The sequence below is a fragment of the Pseudomonas saxonica genome, assembly GCF_007858365.1.
In the GTDB taxonomy this organism is placed as follows: domain Bacteria; phylum Pseudomonadota; class Gammaproteobacteria; order Pseudomonadales; family Pseudomonadaceae; genus Aquipseudomonas; species Aquipseudomonas saxonica.
This window is the reverse complement of record NZ_VFIO01000002.1, coordinates 87877-107608: the sequence shown is the minus strand read 5'-3', so window position 1 is coordinate 107608 and position 19732 is coordinate 87877. Positions and strand designations below refer to the sequence as shown.

The following is a 19732-nucleotide window of genomic DNA, read 5'->3' as shown; positions in this document are numbered from 1 at the left end:
CAGGTAATTAAGTTGCCGCTGGCTAACTAATTTAAAAGGAATTAAAAATGTCTGAAGATCATCATTCGCAGTCTCATGATCCCTCGTCGCCCCCTGTTCGATTGGTGTTTCCGTGGGAACTTGTCACGCCGATTGAAGATACCGGAATTTGTAGCGGTATTTCGGTGGTCGAGTTTAATCATAAAATATATGCGTTTTTTATGGTTGAAAATTTTCCGGGTCATTTAGGGCTGAGCTATCTTGTGCTCGGTAATAATGCGGAGAACAAACTGGTGGAGCAGAAGCAGGAGTACCTGGATGCTATCCACCCTACGCGTGGTCGACCGGCGGTAACAGTGCATGAGGGGCATTTATTCTGCTTTTACACAACCCTCGAACAAACAGTGCTTTACCATGTTTTTTCAGGTGAACATTGGACGCATGCCCAAGAAGTGCCAGGCGTACTGACCCAACATGCACCTTCGGTGTCCAGCACGAATGGCCAACTGTACCTGGGCGTGCAGGGTACTTCTAACGGTGAGTTTTACCATAAGATTTTTGAAAATTACGAATGGGGTAATACCATAAAGGCGAGTGGTATCAGGTTCAAAGGAACGCCTTCCCTGGCGGGTAATGGCAGCCGGATGTACGCTGCACTGACAGGGGCAGATGATAGTGTGGGGCTGTATGCGTTCCACAGTAATAGCTGGGAGTTACTGTACAGGTCTAATTTTTACAAAGTGCAGGGTTCTCCAACACTTTATGCCGGTGGCAGTATGCTTATGTGTACCTCGGTCAATGCTCATGATCAGCGTGCTGTGACTGAAGTCCTTGGTGCACAAATGCTCGATATTACGCATCCACAACTCCCGTATTATTTGAATGTGACGAATGGTAAATACCTGTCTGAGCCGAGTATTGTTTATGTCGGGGAGGAATTGTATTTGATCGGTCGCCGGCCATGTAATGATGTGGGGATCTCTTTGTATAAACCGCCCATTAGTGGATAACACAACCGCTTGAACCAAGGGCTGTTTAATTCGGGCTTGGGAGTGGTGTGCCAGCCTGATGTGCAAAGGTCTTTGCACTCCCGTCAGAGGCCAGGTTGAATACCAGACCTTTGCACAGTGAGTGTTAACGCTTGCGCATCAGGCCAATAAAAAACAACCCGCCAATCGCCGCCGTGGCCACCCCAATCGGCAAGTCTTCGGGGGCGATCAGGGTGCGGGCGGCCACGTCGACCCACACCAGAAACACGCTGCCGAGCAGGGCGGACACGGGCAACAAGCGCCGGTGTTCCGCACCGACCAAGCGGCGGGCGATGTGAGGGATCATCAAGCCGACAAAGCCGATTGAACCGCTGATGGCTACCAGCACGCCGGTCATCAGTGAGGCGATCAAAAAGACTTTAAGTCGAACATTGCGCGCGTTTAGTCCAAGCGTGACGGCGGTTTGTTCACCGGCCATCAAGGCATTTAGCGGGCGTGCCATGCCCAGCAGCAACACCAGCCCCAGCAGCACGCTGGCGCTGGGGATGGCCAGCAGTTCCCAGCGTGCCAACCCTAACCCGCCCAGCATCCAGAACAACACAGCGGAGCTGGCACGGTGGTCGCCCAAAAACAGCAAGGTGTTCGCTACGGCCATCATCACAAATGACACCGCGACGCCGCACAGTAGCAGCCGGTCGCTGTCCAGGCGGCCTTGTCGGCTGGCGATGGCCAGTACCAGCAGCATGCTCAGCAGGGCGCCGATAAAGGCGGCAATCGGCAAGGTCAGCAGGCCGACAATCTCCCCCACGTGCAGCACCACAATCACCGCGCCCAAGGTCGCTCCGCTGGTCACACCCAGCAAATGCGGGTCGGCCAGCGGGTTGCGGGTCACGGCTTGCAACACCGCACCAATCAACGCCAGCCCTGCACCGACCAAGGCGCCGAGCAACATGCGCGGCACGCGAATCAACCACACGATATGTTCCTGGCCTGCGCTCCAGCTTCCCCCTGCGAGGCCAAACACCTTGTGCAGCAAAATGTGCCACACCACGTCCACCGGCACCCGCGCCGGGCCAAAGCCCAGCGACACCACGCACGACACCAGCAGCAGTATGCCAAGGGCAAGCAAGAGTAACGCGTAGCGGCGAGCCATCATTGTGGGTGGAACCCTTTGGCCAGGGTTTCGATGGCCAGCACGTTGTCGATACCCGGCGTGGCTTGCACGTACGGGATGACGATAAAGCGTTTATTGCGGATGGCACTCACTGATTGCAGGGCGGGGTTGGTTTCAAGAAAGCGCTGCTTTTGCTCGGCGGTGACTTCGCTGTAGTCCACGATCACGATGACCTCAGGGTTGCGTTCGACCACGGTTTCCCAGTTGACGCGGGTCCAGCTGGCGTCGATGTCGCTCAAGATGTCGTCGCCGCCTGCGGCTTCGATCAGCGCGTGAGGTATACCCAGTTTGCCCGAGGTCATGGCGCGGTCTTCGCCGCTGTCATACAAAAATACGCGGGGTTTTGCCGCGGGTAGCGTCTTTTGCACGTCGGCAATTTTATGCTGCATCTGGGCGATCAGCGCATTGGCGCGGTCTTGCACGTCGAAGATTTTGCCCAGGTTGCGCAGGTCGTTGTAGGTGTCTTCCATGCTCGCGGGTGGGCGCTTCATCACAAACGCACATGACTCCGTCAGCTCATACACGTTGATGCCCAGCGGTGTCAGGGTTTGCGGCGTGAGGTCGCCGCCCACACGCATGCCGTAATCCCAGCCGGCGAAGAAGAAATCGACGTTGGCGTTGAGCAGGGTTTCAACAGACGGGTACTTGCTGGCCAGCTCTGGCAGGCCGTCGAGAATGGCCTTCATCTCAGGCGTTACCGACTTCCAGCCAGTGATGCCGCTGTAACCCGCCATGCTCGGCTTGAGGCCGAGGGCGAGCATCATTTGCGTCATGTTGATGTCGTGGCTGACCGCGTGTTTGGGCGCTTCATTGAAGGTGACATCTCGGTTGCAGCTTTTGATCGTCAGCGGGTATTTCGTCGCTTCGGCATGGGCAAGCTGTGCACCCAGTACAACGCTCAGGCAGAGAGCGATGCGGATCAGCGTCATGGTTGAGTTATCCAGGTAATTCGTGGGTAGCCAGAGAGTGGATGGTCGTCCACCAGCGCGTCAACGCCGAACACATCGCGCAATAGTTCGACGGTCAGTACTTCACGCGGGGTGCCGCTGGCGATGATCTTGCCGTGATTGATGACGTACAGGCGGTCGCAGAACGCGGCGGCGAGGTTAAGGTCGTGAATGCTGGCCAGGGTGCCGATATTGAGGCGTTTGACCAATTGCAGCAGCTCCAGCTGATAGCGCGGATCGAGGTGATTGGTCGGCTCATCGAGGATCAGCAGTTCAGGTTGCTGGGTCAAGGCGCGGGCAAGGATGACGCGTTGTTTTTCGCCGCCCGACAAGGTGGCGAAAGCGTGATCTTCAAAGCCCTGCAGGCCGACGGAGTCGAGTGCGTTTTTAGCGAGTTCGCGGTCCGCTTCGGTGTCGCCGTCGAACAGCCCTTTGTGCGGGGTGCGGCCCATGGCGACCACTTCTTCTACGGTCAGGCCAAAGGCATCGGGAAATTCTTGAAGTACCACGGCAATGCGCTGGGCGCACCAACGCGGTGATTGTTGCCAGAGGTTGTGGTGGTCGAGGTGCACTTCACCGGACTCAGGTTTGCTGAAACGGTAGGCGCAGCGCAGCAGGCTGGTTTTGCCGCTGCCGTTGGGCCCGATCAGCCCCACGAACTCGCCGGCAGCCACGTGCAGGTTGGCATCGCGCAGGTGGAACTGGTGATGGCAATGGCCGTGGCCTAAAGGCGTCCAGGCGAGTTGGGTGAGGGTGAGGTGAGTCATGGACATCCGGTTGTTAGTTAAAGTCAAAAGCCCCTCACCCTAACCCTCTCCCGGAGGGAGAGGGGACTAAGAGCAAGAGCCGATGTTCGCAACGCCGCTCCTCAGCGCCCTCTCCCTCTGGGAGAGGGCTAGGGTGAGGGTCGGCGGGTCAAAAAGCGTAATCCGCCGTCACGAAGAACGAGCGCGGCTCGCCCATGATCCATTGCTGGCCGCGATTGTATTGCGTTACGGCGTATTGGCGATTGAATACATTATTCAGACGCAACCCCAACGTGGTTTTAGGCAGTGCCTTCCAGTTCACCGTCGCATCCACCACGGTATAGCTCGGCAACTGCACGGTGTTGGCAATATCTGCATAGCGCGAGTCAACATAGCGCACGCCGGCTCCGGCATTGACGTCATCGGTGATGGCTTTGCTCAACCACAGGTTGGCGGTACGGCGTGGCACATCGGTCGGGCGGTTGCCTTTACGCGACACGCCTTCGTCATCGAATTTGTCGTATTGCGCTCGCACCACCGCAGCATTGGCTTGCAGCTGCCAGCGATCGGGCAGTTGCAGATCAAGGCTGGCCTCCAGGCCGTTGGAGGACTGCTCACCGACTTGCAGTGAGTTGCCGGGCACCATCGGGTCGGGTGTCAGCAAATCCTTTTTAACGATGTGATACGCAGCCAGCGTCCATTCGCCGCGTTGGTCCCAGAACATCTGTTTGAAGCCAATTTCGGTCTGCCGTGCGTGGGCCAGATCAAACCCTTGCTCGGACGGATATAAACTGATCAGTCCGGCCACGCCATCGACGCTGGTGGCTTGTTGGGCATAAACCGACATGTCGGGTGTCAGCTCATAGACCAACCCTACTTTCCAGCTGTTGGCTGACAGGCTGCGGTCACTGCGCGTGCCATCGATCAAGTCGTCGCGATCAAGGTGCACGATGTCTCGGCGCACGCCCGTCACCAGCGACAGTTGGTCCGTCAGCTCAGTGCGGTTTTCGGCAAACAATGACACTTGCTGCGTCGTGGTTTTGAACTGGTCGCGGTAGGGTGAAGCACTTTCAAACTCGCCACGATCCGGGTGGTACATATTGATCGGCTGGCCGTCTGGATTGACGTCGTCATACGGCGCGTTGCTGTGCAGGTTGAAGTGAATCCGGTTGTAGTCTGCACCGACCAGCGTTTTGCTGTTCAGACCAAAAATGTCATGGTTGAGGGTAAAGGTTTGACGGTCGCCGACCTGTTCCTGTTCATGCTTGATGCTGAAATAGCCACTGCGCAATAACGTTTGCTGGTCTTCATTCCAGGCATGGCGTTCGGCGTTCTGCCAACGGCGCTGGGCCTTGAGGTAATACAGTTCGTTGTTGGCGCTGAGGTTGTCGCTGATCTGCCATTGCGTGTTCAGGCGTGTCCACTGATCGTTGTAATGCAGCTTGGCGTCGCGCACGTTGTAATTCTTGTCGCGCAGGCTCTTGTGATAATGACCATTGATCAGCGGGACGCCGAAGTCATTCTGGGGCTCCTGGTCGCCGTAGTCGTGGCTCAGGGTAAACGCCAAATCGTCGGTCGCCTGCCAGCGTAAGGCCGCACTGATAAAGGTATTTTCCGAGTCGCCGTGGTCGATCCAGCCGTTGCTTTGGGTATGGTTGATATTCAACCGGTAGCTGAGGGTGTCGGTCAGTGAGCCGCCGCTGTCCAATGCTTGTTGCTGAGTGTCGTAGGAGCCATAGCCGACGCGCAGGTGATTTTCGATCTCGCCACTGAAAGGCTTTTTGGGGATGACGTTGATCACAGCACCGGTTGCGCCTTCGCCATACAGCACCGAGGCCGGGCCACGCAGTACGTCGATACGTTCGACCGACCAGTCGTCCACTGGGAAGGTTACGGTGCCGGCCCCGCTGTACATGCGAATGCCGTCATACAGTTGCATCACCGACCCTTCGCCGACGAAACCCCGCGCCGAGTAGGCGGAGCCGCCATTGCCCGGCGTGCCGTTGTTGCTGATGCCGGTGGTGCGGGTTACGGCGCTCTGCACACTGCGGTCACCGCGTGCGCGGATTTGTGCGCCGGTCAGGCTTTCAACGCTGGCCGGTGTTTCGAGGCTGTTGAGGTTCAGGCGTGAACCGGCACTGGTGGCGGTCTTGAGGCCGATCTGTTCGGCATCGATTTCAGGGGCGGTAATGGTTGCGGCAGGCAACATCAAGGAGGGTGCGGTGTCATCCGCCTGCGCGCTGTTAATCGTCAGCAGGCAGAGGCTGGAAAGCAGGTACTTGTTCATCTGGGCAGTGAGTCGCTTATATCAAGAGGTGTCCCCGCTGCCTCCTGGCGGCGGGGATAGAGCTTAAATAGTTTGTTATATAGTAACAGCTACGTATTGTCTGATACTGGCGCGCCAGTATAGACAAGGCTCTAGAATGCACCTCTCGGATGGCTAATCTTTATTATGAATGGGCCTCATGTGGCTGTTTTGCCCGAACAAGCAACAGCAAGCGATCGAGTAACCAAACGGCGATCAGTGAGGCACCCACTAGCGGAAAGGCAATGGCCAGCGCAAGGATGATGAAGATGCCCGTTTTCCAGGTGGGCAAATCATGGCGCAGAGGCGGCACGCCCAGGCGCCCTTGAGGGCGACGTTTCCACCACATCACCAACCCGCTGACCGAACTCAGCAGAATCATCAGGCATACCAGCAAAATCGCAATTTGGTTTGGCGAGCCGAACAGTTTGCCCTCGTGCAGCATGACGCTCATTTCGGTGGCCCGGGCGACGTTGCCATAATGCTGCCAGCGCACATCAGTCAGTACTTCACCGGTGTATTGATCGACATGCAAGGTGGCGTCGTTGCGCGGGTCGTCGGCAAATACAGCGATGGTGAAAACACCTTCAGCCGTGGTCGGCAACGTGATGCTGTAGCCGGGTTCGACCTTGCGTGCGGTGGCGGTTTCATACACCTCTTGCAAGCTCACACCGGGTGCGGCCGGGCCGCTTGAGTGAGCGCCGTGGCCCATGTGTTCGGCGTGGGCGCCAGAGACCGGCATCGGCGTATTTTCCATGGCCCAGGGGACGGTCTGGCGGGCGGCCGAGTTGAGGCTGCGGGCTTCGAGATCGGACGCGGGCACGTTGTTCCACATGGCCGCCGGGAACTGGTTCCACAAGTCGGCGTACTGCTTGCCCCAGAAGCCGGTCCAGGTCATGCCGCTGATCAGCATGAACAGCAGCAGGGCGCCTCCCCAAAAGCCGGTGACAGCGTGAAGGTCACGCCACAACACCCGGCCTCGGCGGCTAAACCTGGGCCATAAAACCCCGGCGGCTGATTGCCCGCGTGGCCACCACAGGTACATGCCCGACACCATCAGCACGATCCCCCAGCCGGCGGCGAGTTCTATGAGGCGGTCGCCGAGGGTGCCGATCATCAACTCGCCATGCAGCGCACGAGCCACGGCCTGCAGGTTGAGCTTGGCATCCTGCTGGCCGAGTACGGCGCCGCTGTAGGGATTGATGAACACATTCAGTTCGCGGCCATTGTTGTGCAGCACGAACTGGGCGCTACGTTCGGGGTTGATCGGTGGCAGGTATTGACTGATGTGGGCTTGTGGATAACTGGCCTGCACGAGGGTGAGCTGTTTGTCAGCGCTTAAGGTGTGATGACCAGGCTGGACGTTGATCAGGTGGTCGTACATCAAGGGGTCGAGCTGAGGTTTGAACAGGTAAATGATGCCGGTGAGGGCCAGCAGGATCATAAAGGGGGCGACAAACAGCCCGGCATAGAAATGCCAGCGCCAGGCCAGGTTGTAGAAAGACGGTGTGGGTTGGCTCATGTGAGCGGCTCCGCGAGTGAATACCTAGTTGTTTTTGAGACCCTCACCCTAGCCCTCTCCCAGAGGGAGAGGGGACTGATCGTGCGCAGTCTGTAGAACAGCGCCAATCAGCTCCTTCTCCAAAGGGAGAGGGGACTGACCGTGCGCGGTCTGAAGAACAGCGCCAATCAGCTCCTTCTCCAAAGGGAGAGGGGACTGACCGTGCGCGGTCTGAAGAACAGCGCCAATCAGCTCCTTCTCCCAAAGGGAGAAGGGACTGACCGTGCGCGGTCTGAAGAACAGCGCCAATCAGCTCCTTCTCCCAAAGGGAGAAGGGACTGACCATGCGCGGTATCAAGACCATCGCCAATCAGCTCCCTCTCCCTCCGGGAGAGGGTTGGGGTGAGGGCAAGCGGTGGATCAGAAGCTCACATCAACCTTGGTCCATAGCGTACGACCCGGTTCGTTGATGGGCGTCGGGTCGTTGGCCGGGTAGCCGTAACCAGCGTTGCCCGCCATGTTCAAATGCTCGCTGTAATTCTTGTCCAGCAAGTTGTCCACACCAGCACTGACCTTGAGGTTCTTGTTGATGCGGTAAGCCCCGTTCAACGAAAACACGCCAAAACCTGCGCTTTTGTCGAAATCCTTACCCACCACGTTGCCCGCGTTGCGGTCGATTCGGTCCTGTTGCGCCACTACGCGCCACAGCGCGCCCGCACTCCAGTTGTCTTCGCTGTAGGTAAGGCCCAGGCGGGTATCCAGCGGGGGCATTTGCGGCAGTGCTTTGCCGTCCGTGGTGTTCTTGCCCCACGCATAAGCCAGCGTTGCGTCTGCCTTCCAGTTGGAGGTCAGGGCGTAGGCCGCACCGAACTCACCGCCCATGATCCGCGCGTTGATGTTTTGCGCTTGAGAATAACCGGGGGCATAGTCGAACAATATGTAGTCATGGACTACGCCGATGTAGGCCGATGCCCAAGCTTCCAGGTCGCGGGTTTTGTATTGCAGGCCCATGTCCAGCTGGGTGGTTTTCTCGGGTTTTATGGCATCGAATGCATTCACCGAACCCGCAGGCCCCGCGGTCGGTGAAAACAACTCCCAGTAATCCGGGAAGCGCTCGGCATGACCTAAGCCTGCATACACCGTGGTCGGGCTGTCGGCCATGTCGTGTTCGTATCGCACAAAGCCGCTGGGCAGTGTGTCGGCACGGGTTTTGTCGAGGGTCGGGTTGGGTTTGCTCATCATCCCCGAGCCGATCCGGGCGCGGTAATCCTTGGCCGATGCACGGTCCAGTCGCGCACCCGTGATCACGCGGTCATGCTCGGCGGCATACCAGGTCAGCTCGCCAAAGGCCCCGTAGTTGTGGAAATCAGCGTCCTTGCTCCAGTTTTGTTCCTTGTACGTGTCGATACCCATGCCTGAGCGTTTACGGTGCTCATTGGTCTGGGCATCAATCCCGCTGATCAACTGGTAATCGGCCCAGCGCCAGGTGGCCTTGATGCGGGCACCCAGCGTGCGGCGATCTACGTTGCTGGCCATCGGCCCCGCCATCATGCCGGTGCCCGACGGGGTGCGCAGGGTGTAGTTATCCATCACGTGGTCGGCGTAGTTGTAGTAGACCTGCGCTTCGAGGGTGTCGAGGACCTCGCCAATATTGGATTTTTCAAAGCGCAGGCCCAAGCTTTCACGCTTGTACTGGCTGCCATCCATGCCACGACCCGCCGAGCGTGCTTCGCCGTCGCCCTTGCCTGCGGTGAGTTCAAGCAACGTGTCAGCGTCCGGCGTCCAGCCGAGTGCAACATCTCCGTTCCATTTGTCATACCGCGACGGCACGGTGTTGCCGTGGCCGTCTTTGTAATCGTCGGAGTGGGCCGTGTTGCCAATCACCCGTACATAGCCCAGCGGCCCTCCGGCAGCAGCATCAATGGTCTTGTCAAAGCGGCCATTGGAGCCGGCCAGCAGGCTGGCATTGACCCGCGTGCCCAACTCGCCAAAGTGCTCCGGTTCCCGCTCGAACAGGATGGTGCCAGCCGATGCGCCGGGGCCCCATAGCACTGTTTGCGGGCCCTTGATGACGGTGAGTTTGTCGTAGGTTTCGGGCGAAATATAGGACGTGGGTGCGTCCATGCGGCCCGGGCAGGCGCCGAGCATCATGCCGCCATTGGTGAGGATATTCAGGCGAGAGCCAAACATGCCACGCAACACCGGATCGCCGTTGGTGCCGCCATTACGGATCAGGGCGAAGCCAGGAATCGTCTTCAAGTAGTCACCGCCATCGCTTGCGGGCACCGGTTGGCGCGGGTCTTTGGGGTTGGTGACGATGGTCAGGGGGGAACTGGGGGCAATGGCCGTAATTACGGTCGGGCTCAGTTCATTGGCATGGCCTGCGTGTTCATCAGCCAGCGCAACCGGCGCCAGCAGCCCGCAACACAGGGCGCTCAAGGTAAAAGGCAGCACCGATTGCGCGCGAGGCAAACGGTGGGCAGCAGTAAAACGGGACATAAACATTCCACTTTTCAAGCGAATACAACTCGACCATGCATCGGCAGATTCTTACCAATGGGCCAGAGAGCGTTAGTTGTGTTGGTGCTTAGTGCAATGTGGGGGGCGCCCGGGAACGCGCGCCGAGAAACACAGGTTGTCGGGCATGGCCCAAGCGTGGGTTGGCCGCCAGGTAGCGGCTCAGCTTTGGTGCGCTGTGCAGCGACAGGTTTGGGCTGCCGGGCAGGGCCGGGCAACTGAACAGCAGCGTGCAATAGCCGCACTTTTCCCAAAGGGCATGATGCTCAGTCGCGGGCTGTTGATGCTTTGCATGCTCGGCATGCGCCGGCATGGACATACCCATCGGCATGTCCATCTTCATGGACGCGTGATGATCCATCGGCACCGCTTGGGAAATCAGCGGGCCGATAAAAATCATCAGCATGGCAAACAGACCTAACCAGCGGCCACGAAGGGCCGGTCGGGTGTGTCTGGCGCGATGGGAGCGCATCGGCGTCAAACGCTTTGCGGTCAGTGCGTGTGGGCGTGCTCTGAAGCGTTAGCAGGTGGTTGCTTCTGCACCTTGACCTCAACGTTCAAGTCGCCTGCTTTTTCAAAGTGCAGGGTCATCGGGAAGCGTTCACCGTCTTTGAGCAGGCTGCGATCTTTGAGGCCGACCAGCATCACGTGGTAGGCCATTGGGGCAAATGTTACGGAGCCTCCAGGTACCACTTCAACGCTCGGTACCGGCTGCATCTTCATCAGATCGCCTTGCATGACGTGCTGATGCAACTCGGCCTTTTCGGCTATGGGCGTATCGACGCCCAGCAGACGGTCTGCCGTGTTGCCGGTATTACGAATCACGAAATACGCCGCCACCGTGGGGGCGTTGGGCGGAAGTTCTTGAGACCACGGGTGGGTGATTTCGAGGTCGCCAGCCTTGTATTGATGGGCATTGGCGAAACAGGCAGGCATCAGCAAAGCCGCCGCGATAGCAGCGTGCTTGAACATCGACAGGTTCAACATGGTCATTCTCCGGAACGATTCAAAACGCAAAAAAGGTTGCGAGGAGGAATCAGACCAGAGGCGAAGCGCGGGGGTTGAGGCTCGGCCATTGCTGGCGCGGAGTAGGGCGTTTGAGGTGATCAGGGATCTGGCTATGGCCATGTTCTATGGCCGCAAAATACAGCTTGGGAATATGCGCAGGCAACGCCACCACAGGGGCTGAGCCCGAACAGCACCAGCAGTGCTGCATGGTCGAGTGATGGTCATCTTGTGAGTCGCTGGCCTCGAAAGTCCCGAGCGACACGGCGACCATTTTGGTGCCCATCGATGTGCAGAAGCTGCTCATCATAAATTGTTCGACCGGGCCTTCACGGGTTTGCGCCATCGAGCCGTTCATTATCGACATGGCAAGCATGTTGAACAGCACTGCAAAGCAGGCGATCCAGGCAAATGCAAACCGTTGTCGAGGCATGACGAATTCCGTGAGTGGAGCGATCAAGCGCGCTATTTAGCCTGAATGATCGGTGTAAGTAAAAAGCCCATTTGTGTGGCGAAATGTCGCGTAAGTATAGTCGATGGTTTTTTCTGAAACCGTTATGGGGTGCTCAGTGCACTGATCAGCGCGTGTGTCGTATAAAACTCCCGGGCAACCTTGGGCAGTTCAGGTCGTTTAAGCACCAGTACCGGAATGCCCCGCTCGCGGGCAACTTGCAGTTTAGGCTCTGTGGCACTGCTGCCGCTGTTTTTGCTGATCAGTACATCGATGCTGCGATGCTCGAAGAGACGGCGTTCGTCCTCAAGCACAAAGGGACCCCGTGCGCCGATCACCTCACAGCGGGCATTGCCGGGGTAGACGTCCAATGCGCGAAGAGTCCAGAACTGGCTGTCGGGAATTTCATGGACATGGGCCAGCGGCTCCCGGCCCAGCGTAAACAGGGGGCGGTGAAAGGGCTTCAGTGCCTCGACAAGTTCAGCCCAGTCGGCCACTTCTCGCCAGTCATCACAGGGCTGGGGTTGCCATGCCGGACGGCGCAACGCCCAGCACGGGATGGCGCTGAGCTGCGCCGCACGGGCAGCGTTCTGGCTGATTTGTGCGGCGTAGGGGTGGGTCGCATCCACCAGCAGGTCAATGCCCTGCTCATCAATGTACTGCGCCAACCCTTCGGCTCCGCCATAGCCACCCACCCGCACCTCACAGCGCAGATCAGTCGGCACACGGCCCACTCCGGCCAAGCTGTACACATGTTGCGGGCCCAAGGTGCGGGCGATGGCCAGCGCTTCGGTCACGCCGCCGAGCAATAAAATGCGCTTCATTCAAACACTCCGGCATGGCCGACAATCCCGCCTTGGCGGTCGATGGCAAAGACTTCCACCTGCACTGAGGCGGGCACCACGCTGCGAGCGAAATTCAATGCGTGTTGGCACACGGCATCGCCCAGTGCGATGCCTTGGGCGCTGGCCATCGCCAAGGCCTGCTGGCTTGTGTTGGCCTGGCGGATGGCGTCTTGCAGTTCGGCACTTGCGCCAATGGCGGCCGCCCACTCGGCCAATTGTGGCAAGTCGATGCTGGAATGGCGGCTGTGCAAATCCATATGGCCAGCGGCCAGTTTGCTGATTTTGCCGAACCCCCCGCACAGGCTTAACTTATCCACAGGCACTTTGCGCAGGTGTTTGAGCACTGCGCCGACGAAGTCGCCCATTTCGATCAGGGCAATTTCCGGCAGGTTATAGACCCGGCGTATCGTGTCCTCACTGGCATTGCCGGTGCAGGCAGCGATATGCAAATACCCGTTGGTCTTGGCGACGTCGATGCCCTGATGGATCGAGGCGATGTAAGCCGCGCAGGAAAAAGGCCGAACGATGCCACTGGTGCCCAGAATCGACAGGCCGCCCAAAATACCCAGGCGCGGGTTCATGGTTTTCAATGCCAGTGCCTCACCATCCTGCACATTGACAGTGACTTCAAACCCGCCGGGGTAATTGTGTTCGCCGGCCAGTTGCAGCAAGTGTTCGGTGATCATTTTACGGGGCACCGGATTGATCGCCGGCTCGCCCACGGCCAGCACCAGTCCCGGCCGGGTGACTGTGCCCACGCCTTGGCCCGCGACAAATCCGATGCCGGGTTCGGCGCGCAATTGCACATGAGAAAACAGCAATGCACCGTGGGTGACATCCGGGTCGTCGCCTGCGTCCTTGATTGTCCCGGCCTCGGCGCCGGTTGCGTGCAGGCGGCAGAACTCCAGGCGCATTTGGACTTTTTTGCCTTTGGGCAGCGTGATTTCAACGGCGTCATGGCACACACCACTGAGTAACAGGCGCGCCGCCGCCAGGCTGGTGGCCGTGGCGCAGCTGCCAGTGGTCAGGCCGCTGCGAAGGGGCGCGGGTTGTTCAGCGGTTTCTTCACGCATCGAGGGGTTTGATCACGTCTAAAAGGGTAATTGGCAACGCCTGACGCCAGGTGTCGAACTCGCCCAACGGCTGAGCCTGAGCAATATGAATGCGAGTGAGCTCGCCGCCGTGGCGCTCACGCCAGCTCATCAGCAGCATTTCACTTTGCAGAGTCACGGCATTGGCCACCAAGCGCCCGCCGGGCTTGAGTTGTTGCCAGCACGTCTCAAGCACGCCTTCGCGGGTTACGCCGCCGCCGATAAAAATCGCATCCGGGCGTTCCAGCCCTTGCAAGGCTTCAGGCGCTTTACCGCGAATCAGGTGCAGGCCGGGTACGCCCAAGGCATCGCGGTTGTGCTCAATCAGTTGCTGACGACCGGGATCTGCTTCAATCGCCAGCGTGCGGCAGCTCGGGAACGTGCGCATCCATTCGATACCGATCGAACCGCAGCCTGCGCCTACGTCCCACAACAGTTGGCCGGGCAAGGGGGCGAGGCGGGCGAGGGTGATGGCGCGCACATCACGTTTGGTCAATTGGCCGTCATGGTGGAATGCGCTGTCCGGCAGGCCACCGATGCGCGACAAGGGGTGGGCCGTGGCGTCGGCGCGACAGTCGATGGCCACGAGGTTGAGGTCGGCCACGCAGACGTCGTCCCAGTCAGTGGCGCTGCTTTGGAGTTGACGCTCGCCAGGGCCTCCCAAGTGTTCCAGTACCGTCATGTGGCTCGGGCCAAAGCCGCGCTCACGCAGCAGGGCCGCGATGCTTGCCGGGCTGCTGGCGTCATTGCTCAACACCAGCAGGCGTACGCCACTGAACAAATGGGCATTGAGTGCCGCTATTGGCCGCGCCACCACAGACAGCGTGGTGACCTCCTGCAAGGCCCAACCCAGCCGCGCCGCGGCCAGGGAAAAGGACGAGGGGGAGGGCAAGACATGCATCTCGTCACGGGCCACGACGCGGGCCAAACTGGCGCCCACGCCGAACAGCATCGGGTCACCACTGGCCAGCACGCAGACCGGCTGGCCGCGTAACGCCAGCACGGGGGCCAGCGAAAAGGGGCTTGGCCAGGTCATACGCTCGGCGCGAATGCAGGGCGCCAACAGATCGAGCTGGCGCGGGCCGCCAAACACCGTCGTCGCGCTCAATAATGCCCGACGGGCGTTTTTACCCAGACCGCTGAAACCGTCTTCACCGATGCCTACAACTGTTAGCCAGGGTGACATGCCAATCCTCATGCTGAACCTAAAATCATTTGCCCGCGCTTACAGGCAAAAACAGCGCGCATGATAGCGCGCCTGAGGGGTATCAGCGGATGCCTGTCATCACTCTGTAGCCCCTTCAGCCGGCCGCTGAGTAGCCAGCCTGTTCATGCCTCCATCGTGCAGGCCATGAACAGGCTTGGGCCGGTATGGCCACAACTGATCCTCAAGGCAGTGTCATTCCGTCCGGCAAGCTTTTCATGCAGTCGTGCAAAGCAGGCATAATGCGCGACCTGCAATAGCTCATTGCCTGCTTTGGATCGACTTTTGACCTTGCCATTTGAAACTCCTGTCACGACCCCTGTGCGTCCCTCGGCTTGCCCGGGGTTATTGCGCATCGTGCAGGCAATGGACGGCGGGATATGTCGGGTCAAACTGGCAGGTGGCTCAATCACCGTCGCGCAAGCCCACGCCGTGGCTGACGTCGCGTTGCGCTATGGCAGCGGTGTGATCGAGGCGACCAACCGGAGCAACCTGCAAATTCGCGGCATCCGTGGCGCCGCATCTGAGCATGCGGCGTTGATCGCACCCTTGCTGGCGGCCGGGCTTGGCCCGGCCAACGCGGCCAGTGACGATGTGCGCAACCTGATGCTCAGTCCCTCTGCCGGCATTGATCGCGATCACTTGATCGACACGTGGCCACTGGCACGTCAGTTGCTTGCCAGCCTTGAAGGCATTCCACGTTTTAGCGAGTTGTCGGCCAAGTTCGCACTGCAACTGGATGGCGGGGAAGCCTTGGCGATGCTGGAGCATCATCACGATCTGTGGCTGTCTGCTATCCAACATGATGGGCAATTGCAGTGGGCCTTTGGTCTCGCAGGGTCGCCAGCGCGAGGTCCGGCATTAGGTGCTGTGCCCATTGAACAGGGGCATGAGCTGGCCCTGGCGGTATTGCTGCTATTTCTTGATCTGGCGCGTCCCGAAGACATCCGCATGCGTCATCTTCTCCAAACCGTGCCCGTGGAGACGTTTGTCGAACAGCTGGCACTGCGTCTGAGCGTATCGATTACGCCCGTCCCACGATGGCGTCGCCCTGCCAACCCACTGGCGTTGCCTATGGGAACTTATCCACAGCGTGAGGCGGGCCTGACATCTGTCGGTGCAGTTGCACCTTTGGGGCGGTTGAGCGCAGCGATGCTCAGGGGGCTTGCGCAGATCGCCCACGATTACGGCGATGGCACCTTGCGTTTTACCCCGTGGCAAAGTGTGTTGTTGCCAAACATACGGGCTGAGAATGCGCCTGGGGTAACTCGCCACCTGCAGACCTTGGGTTTGCTCGGTGATGCGCAGAACCCGCTGGCACACCTGATCGCTTGCACGGGCTCCAGCGCCTGTGCCAAGGGCATGGCGGACACCAAACAGGATGCACGCCAGCTCGCGACCCTCTTGTCGCAACCCCTCGGTGTTCATCTGACTGGCTGCCCGCGTTCTTGCGCTGCAGCCCATGTGGCGCCGGTCACGTTGCTGGCCGTAGCGCCCGGTCACTACGACCTTTATTTATGCACCCCAGGACAGTCCGGTTTCGGCGTTCTGTGTGAGCGCAACCTTACTATTGAAGCGGCGGGCGCCTGGCTTGAGGCTCGCCAACGGAGCAACACCGATGATTGATTACATCCGCGATGGTCAAGAGATCTATCGCAACTCGTTCGCCATTATTCGTGCCGAAGCGAACCTTCAGAGCATTCCGGCCGACCTTGAAAAGCTCGCGGTGCGAGTGATTCACGCGTGCGGCATGGTGGACGCTATTGAAGACCTGCGTTTTTCGCCGGGCGCAGGCAAGGCGGGGCGTGATGCACTGGCGGCGGGTGCTGCCATCTTGTGCGATGCGCGGATGGTGAGCGAAGGTGTCACCCGCACACGCTTGCCGGCCAATAACCCGGTGATTTGTACCTTGCGTGAAGAGGGTGTACCGCAGCTGGCACTGGAGAAGGGCAATACCCGCTCGGCAGTGGCGCTTGAGCTGTGGCGTCCGTATCTGGAAGGCAGTGTCGTGGTGATTGGCAATGCGCCAACGGCCTTGTTCTACCTGCTGGAAATGATCGACGCCGGAGCGCCGAAGCCAGCCTTGATTCTGGGGTTCCCGGTAGGTTTTGTGGGAGCTGCCGAATCCAAGGCGATGCTGGCGGCGGATAGCCGAGGCGTACCGTTTGTGATCATGCAAGGCCGACGTGGCGGTAGTGCCATGGCCGCGGCCGCAGTCAATGCCTTGGCCACGGAGATCGAATGATGACTGCGCCTGGACGTTTGATTGGCCTGGGCGTCGGCCCGGGCGACCCGGAATTGATTACCGTTAAAGCCTTGCGCCTGCTGCGAGAGTCGCCCGTGGTGGCGTATTTCGTCGCCAAAGGTAAAAAAGGTAACGCTTTTGGCATCATCGAAGCGCATCTGCAAGACGCACAAAACTTGATGCCACTGGTGTATCCGGTGACCACAGAAGTGCTGCCCGAACCCCTGTCATACGAACAAGTCATTAGCGACTTTTACGATCAGGCGGCCGAAGACGTGGCGGCGCACCTGCACGCCGGACGCGATGTGGCGGTGATTTGTGAGGGCGACCCGTTCTTTTACGGCTCTTACATGTACTTGCACGACCGTCTGGCGCATCGCTTTGAAGCGCAGGTAGTGCCCGGCGTGTGCTCTATGCTGGGCGGCGCCTCAGTGCTGGGCGTGCCCTTGGTATACCGCAACCAGAGCTTGTCTGTGCTATCGGGTGTTTTGCCACACGATGAGCTCAAACGCCGTCTGGCCGATGCCGACGCTGCGGTGATCATGAAGTTGGGCCGCAATTTTCACAAAGTGCGGGAGGTGTTGACCGAACTGGGTCTGGCCGAGCGCGCGTTGTATGTGGAACGCGCCACCATGAGCAATCAAAAAATCGTCCCGTTCAACGAGGTTGATCCCATGTCATCGCCGTATTTCTCGTTGATTATCGTGCCCGGCGAACGGTGGCAAGGATGAGTCGTGCAGCGCCGGCCATTGTCATTCTGGGCAATGGCAGCCTGATCACTGCTCAGCGTATTCAGCAGCGTTACCCTGACGCGTTGATCTATGGGCTTGAGCATCGTGTTGAGGGGGCTGACAGAACGTACAGCGATTTTGGTGCCACGTTGCGTCAGTTGTATCAGCAAGACACACCGATAATTGCCTTGTGTGCGGCCGGTATTGTGATCCGTACACTGGCGCCTTTGCTGCTCGAAAAGGGTGTCGAACCGCCGGTTCTGGCGGTGGCTGAGGACGCCAGCGCGGTGGTGCCGTTGCTCGGCGGTCTGGGCGGGGTCAATGATCTGGCCCGCGAAATTGCCGCAGCACTGGGCGTTACGCCAGCGATCACGACCAGCGGTGAGTTGCGCTTTGGCACCTGTTTACTTAATCCTCCCAGCGGTTATGCCCTCGGCGATCTGGAGGTGGGCAAGCGTTTTGTTTCAGACCTGCTGGCCGGTGAGTCGGTACGCATTGAAGGCGATGCCCCTTGGCTGGCTCGGGCACAGTTGCCTGAAAACCCGCAGGCGCGTTTGGCCATTCATATCGGCCATGCGGAACGTGAACCCGCTGCCCATGAGCTGATGATCTATCCGCGTACAGTTGTGGTGAAGGTCAAGCACGCTGTCGGGGCGCAGGTGATTCGTGAGGCCCTGCATCAAGCAACACTGGCTTGGCAGTCGTTGTCGTGCATCATTGCGGCCGAAACGCTGATGGCCAGCCCGCAGTTGCACGAAGCGGCGGTCGAGTTGGGTGTGCCATTGCGTTTTGTTCCTGCCGATGAGCAGCCCGTCGGCCCACACTCTCTGGTCTGGCAGGAACAGGGCGAACACCTTGCAATTGGCATTGCACCCACGCCGCTAGACGTCTCACAGATTGGCCGCGCGCGAGGCCGTTTGGCCGTGATTGGTCTGGGGCCAGGTGCCGCAGAGCTGATGGTTCCGGCAGTCAAGGCAGAACTTGCCAGAGCCAATGACATCCTTGGCTACGAAACCTATGTGCGCATGGCTGGCCCGTTTCGTAATGATCAGGTGATGCATTGCACGGACAACCGCGAAGAAATGCAGCGAGCGCGGCATGCCTTCGAACTGGCCGCTCAGGGGCGCTCAGTGGTGGTGGTATCGTCGGGCGATCCGGGGGTTTTCGCTATGGCGGCCGCCGTGCTGGAAGCCTTGCACGAATCCGACAACCCGCATTGGCACAGTGTTGATCTGGAAATGCTGCCGGGCGTCTCTGCTTCACTGGCGACGGCGGCTCTGGCGGGTGCGCCGCTGGGGCATGACTTCTGTGTCATGTCGCTTTCCGACAACCTGAAGCCCTGGAGCATCATCGAAAAACGCCTGGATCTGGCCGCAGAAGCGGATCTGGCGTTAGCGTTCTACAACCCGATCTCTCGCTCGCGCCCTTGGCAACTGGGGGTTGCGCTGGAAATCGTCGCACGTCATCGCACGCCGTCCACGCCAGTGGTACTGGGGCGTGATGTGGGTCGCCCAGCCCAGACGCTGCGTATCACCACACTCGGCGAATTGACTCCGGATCAGGTCGACATGCGCACGATGGTGTTGATTGGCTCATCCACGACCTGCACCTTCCCGCGTGCCCATGGCGCTGACTGGGTTTACACGCCACGTTGGTACGGTGAAAAACCCTAGCTGAAAGAATGGCTCCGCAATGGGGCCATTTCGCTGCATCCTTATTGATATTCCGTCAGATAAATCTCCCCTGTATTTAGAAAAGTAATTTTTTCAATGGGGTTGAGCGGTAATGTTTGGCATGAATAGGTATTTATCTGCTCTATATACATTTGGTTTTATTTTTAAAGGCAATGCGCTCTTGTCGGCGCGGGATTGATAAATAACCTGTTTTTTTGAAATGTATTTCCGCTGTTTTGGTTTATCTACTATTAACTGTAACTTTATATGGTTGTCAGGCGTTGGGAAGGGCAGTGGAAGGTTGCGGGCTGATTATCTAGTGTTTCTGT

Annotated in this window: 17 protein-coding genes; 5 read left to right on the top strand and 12 right to left on the bottom strand. The window is 59.0% G+C overall.

The window, feature by feature from the left end:
• The first annotated feature begins 47 nt into the window (after positions 1 to 47).
• Positions 48 to 989 carry a hypothetical protein gene (locus FJD38_RS07705; RefSeq protein WP_146384736.1) on the top strand — a complete coding sequence of 314 codons (942 nt, stop codon included), beginning with the start codon at positions 48 to 50 and terminating at the stop codon, positions 987 to 989.
• A 124-nt stretch (positions 990 to 1113) separates the two neighbouring features.
• Here FJD38_RS07705 and FJD38_RS07700 read toward each other — a convergent pair whose 3' ends face one another.
• From FJD38_RS07700 to cbiE, 12 genes are all read right to left on the bottom strand, one after another.
• A complete protein-coding gene (locus FJD38_RS07700) occupies positions 1114 to 2124 on the bottom strand; it encodes a FecCD family ABC transporter permease (protein WP_122785020.1) in 1011 nt (336 codons plus the stop codon).
• A complete protein-coding gene (locus FJD38_RS07695) occupies positions 2121 to 3071 on the bottom strand; it encodes an ABC transporter substrate-binding protein (RefSeq protein ID WP_146384734.1) in 951 nt (316 codons plus the stop codon). Before FJD38_RS07695 ends, FJD38_RS07700 begins: the two co-directional genes overlap by 4 nt.
• Positions 3068 to 3856 (bottom strand): ABC transporter ATP-binding protein, encoded by a 789-nt coding sequence (locus FJD38_RS07690; protein ID WP_146384732.1) that lies wholly within the window; start codon positions 3854 to 3856, stop codon positions 3068 to 3070. The genes FJD38_RS07695 and FJD38_RS07690 overlap by 4 nt, the downstream gene beginning before the upstream one ends.
• 148 nt (positions 3857 to 4004) lie before the next feature.
• The gene (locus FJD38_RS07685) at positions 4005 to 6122 is read right to left on the bottom strand and encodes a TonB-dependent receptor (RefSeq protein ID WP_146384730.1); all 2118 of its coding nucleotides are present in this window, start codon (positions 6120 to 6122) and stop codon (positions 4005 to 4007) included.
• A 163-nt stretch (positions 6123 to 6285) separates the two neighbouring features.
• Positions 6286 to 7662, bottom strand: coding sequence for a PepSY-associated TM helix domain-containing protein (locus tag FJD38_RS07680; RefSeq protein ID WP_146384728.1), 1377 nt, complete (start codon positions 7660 to 7662; stop codon positions 6286 to 6288).
• Positions 7663 to 8061: 399 nt separating this feature from the next.
• Positions 8062 to 10140, bottom strand: coding sequence for a TonB-dependent copper receptor (locus FJD38_RS07675; protein ID WP_146384727.1), 2079 nt, complete (start codon positions 10138 to 10140; stop codon positions 8062 to 8064).
• Between the two features lie 88 nt (positions 10141 to 10228).
• On the bottom strand, positions 10229 to 10630 hold the full coding sequence (locus tag FJD38_RS07670; protein ID WP_122785015.1) for a DUF2946 domain-containing protein: 402 nt from the start codon (positions 10628 to 10630) through the stop codon (positions 10229 to 10231).
• Between the two features lie 20 nt (positions 10631 to 10650).
• Positions 10651 to 11145 (bottom strand): copper chaperone PCu(A)C, encoded by a 495-nt coding sequence (locus FJD38_RS07665; protein ID WP_122785014.1) that lies wholly within the window; start codon positions 11143 to 11145, stop codon positions 10651 to 10653.
• Positions 11146 to 11194: 49 nt separating this feature from the next.
• The gene (locus FJD38_RS07660) at positions 11195 to 11596 is read right to left on the bottom strand and encodes a DUF2946 domain-containing protein (RefSeq protein WP_146384725.1); all 402 of its coding nucleotides are present in this window, start codon (positions 11594 to 11596) and stop codon (positions 11195 to 11197) included.
• 122 nt (positions 11597 to 11718) lie between these two features.
• On the bottom strand, positions 11719 to 12438 hold the full coding sequence (locus FJD38_RS07655; protein WP_146384723.1) for a cobalt-precorrin-6A reductase: 720 nt from the start codon (positions 12436 to 12438) through the stop codon (positions 11719 to 11721).
• Positions 12435 to 13532 (bottom strand): cobalt-precorrin-5B (C(1))-methyltransferase, encoded by a 1098-nt coding sequence (locus FJD38_RS07650; protein ID WP_146384721.1) that lies wholly within the window; start codon positions 13530 to 13532, stop codon positions 12435 to 12437. Before FJD38_RS07650 ends, FJD38_RS07655 begins: the two co-directional genes overlap by 4 nt.
• Positions 13525 to 14736, bottom strand: a complete 1212-nt coding sequence (gene cbiE / locus FJD38_RS07645; RefSeq protein WP_146384719.1) for a precorrin-6y C5,15-methyltransferase (decarboxylating) subunit CbiE — start codon at positions 14734 to 14736, stop codon at positions 13525 to 13527. The genes FJD38_RS07650 and cbiE overlap by 8 nt, the downstream gene beginning before the upstream one ends.
• Before the next feature lie 303 nt (positions 14737 to 15039).
• Between cbiE and cobG the strand changes: the two genes are divergently transcribed.
• From cobG to cobJ, 4 genes are read left to right on the top strand one after another with little or no spacing between them, the layout of a single operon-like run.
• Positions 15040 to 16380 (top strand): precorrin-3B synthase, encoded by a 1341-nt coding sequence (cobG, locus tag FJD38_RS07640; RefSeq protein WP_280116026.1) that lies wholly within the window; start codon positions 15040 to 15042, stop codon positions 16378 to 16380.
• A complete protein-coding gene (locus FJD38_RS07635) occupies positions 16373 to 16999 on the top strand; it encodes a precorrin-8X methylmutase (protein ID WP_122785008.1) in 627 nt (208 codons plus the stop codon). The genes cobG and FJD38_RS07635 overlap by 8 nt, the downstream gene beginning before the upstream one ends.
• Positions 16996 to 17730, top strand: a complete 735-nt coding sequence (locus tag FJD38_RS07630; RefSeq protein ID WP_411172336.1) for a precorrin-2 C(20)-methyltransferase — start codon at positions 16996 to 16998, stop codon at positions 17728 to 17730. The genes FJD38_RS07635 and FJD38_RS07630 overlap by 4 nt, the downstream gene beginning before the upstream one ends.
• Positions 17727 to 19403: a precorrin-3B C(17)-methyltransferase gene (cobJ, locus tag FJD38_RS07625; RefSeq protein WP_146384714.1), complete on the top strand. Its 1677-nt coding sequence runs from the start codon at positions 17727 to 17729 to the stop codon at positions 19401 to 19403. The genes FJD38_RS07630 and cobJ overlap by 4 nt, the downstream gene beginning before the upstream one ends.
• Positions 19404 to 19732: the final 329 nt, after the last annotated feature.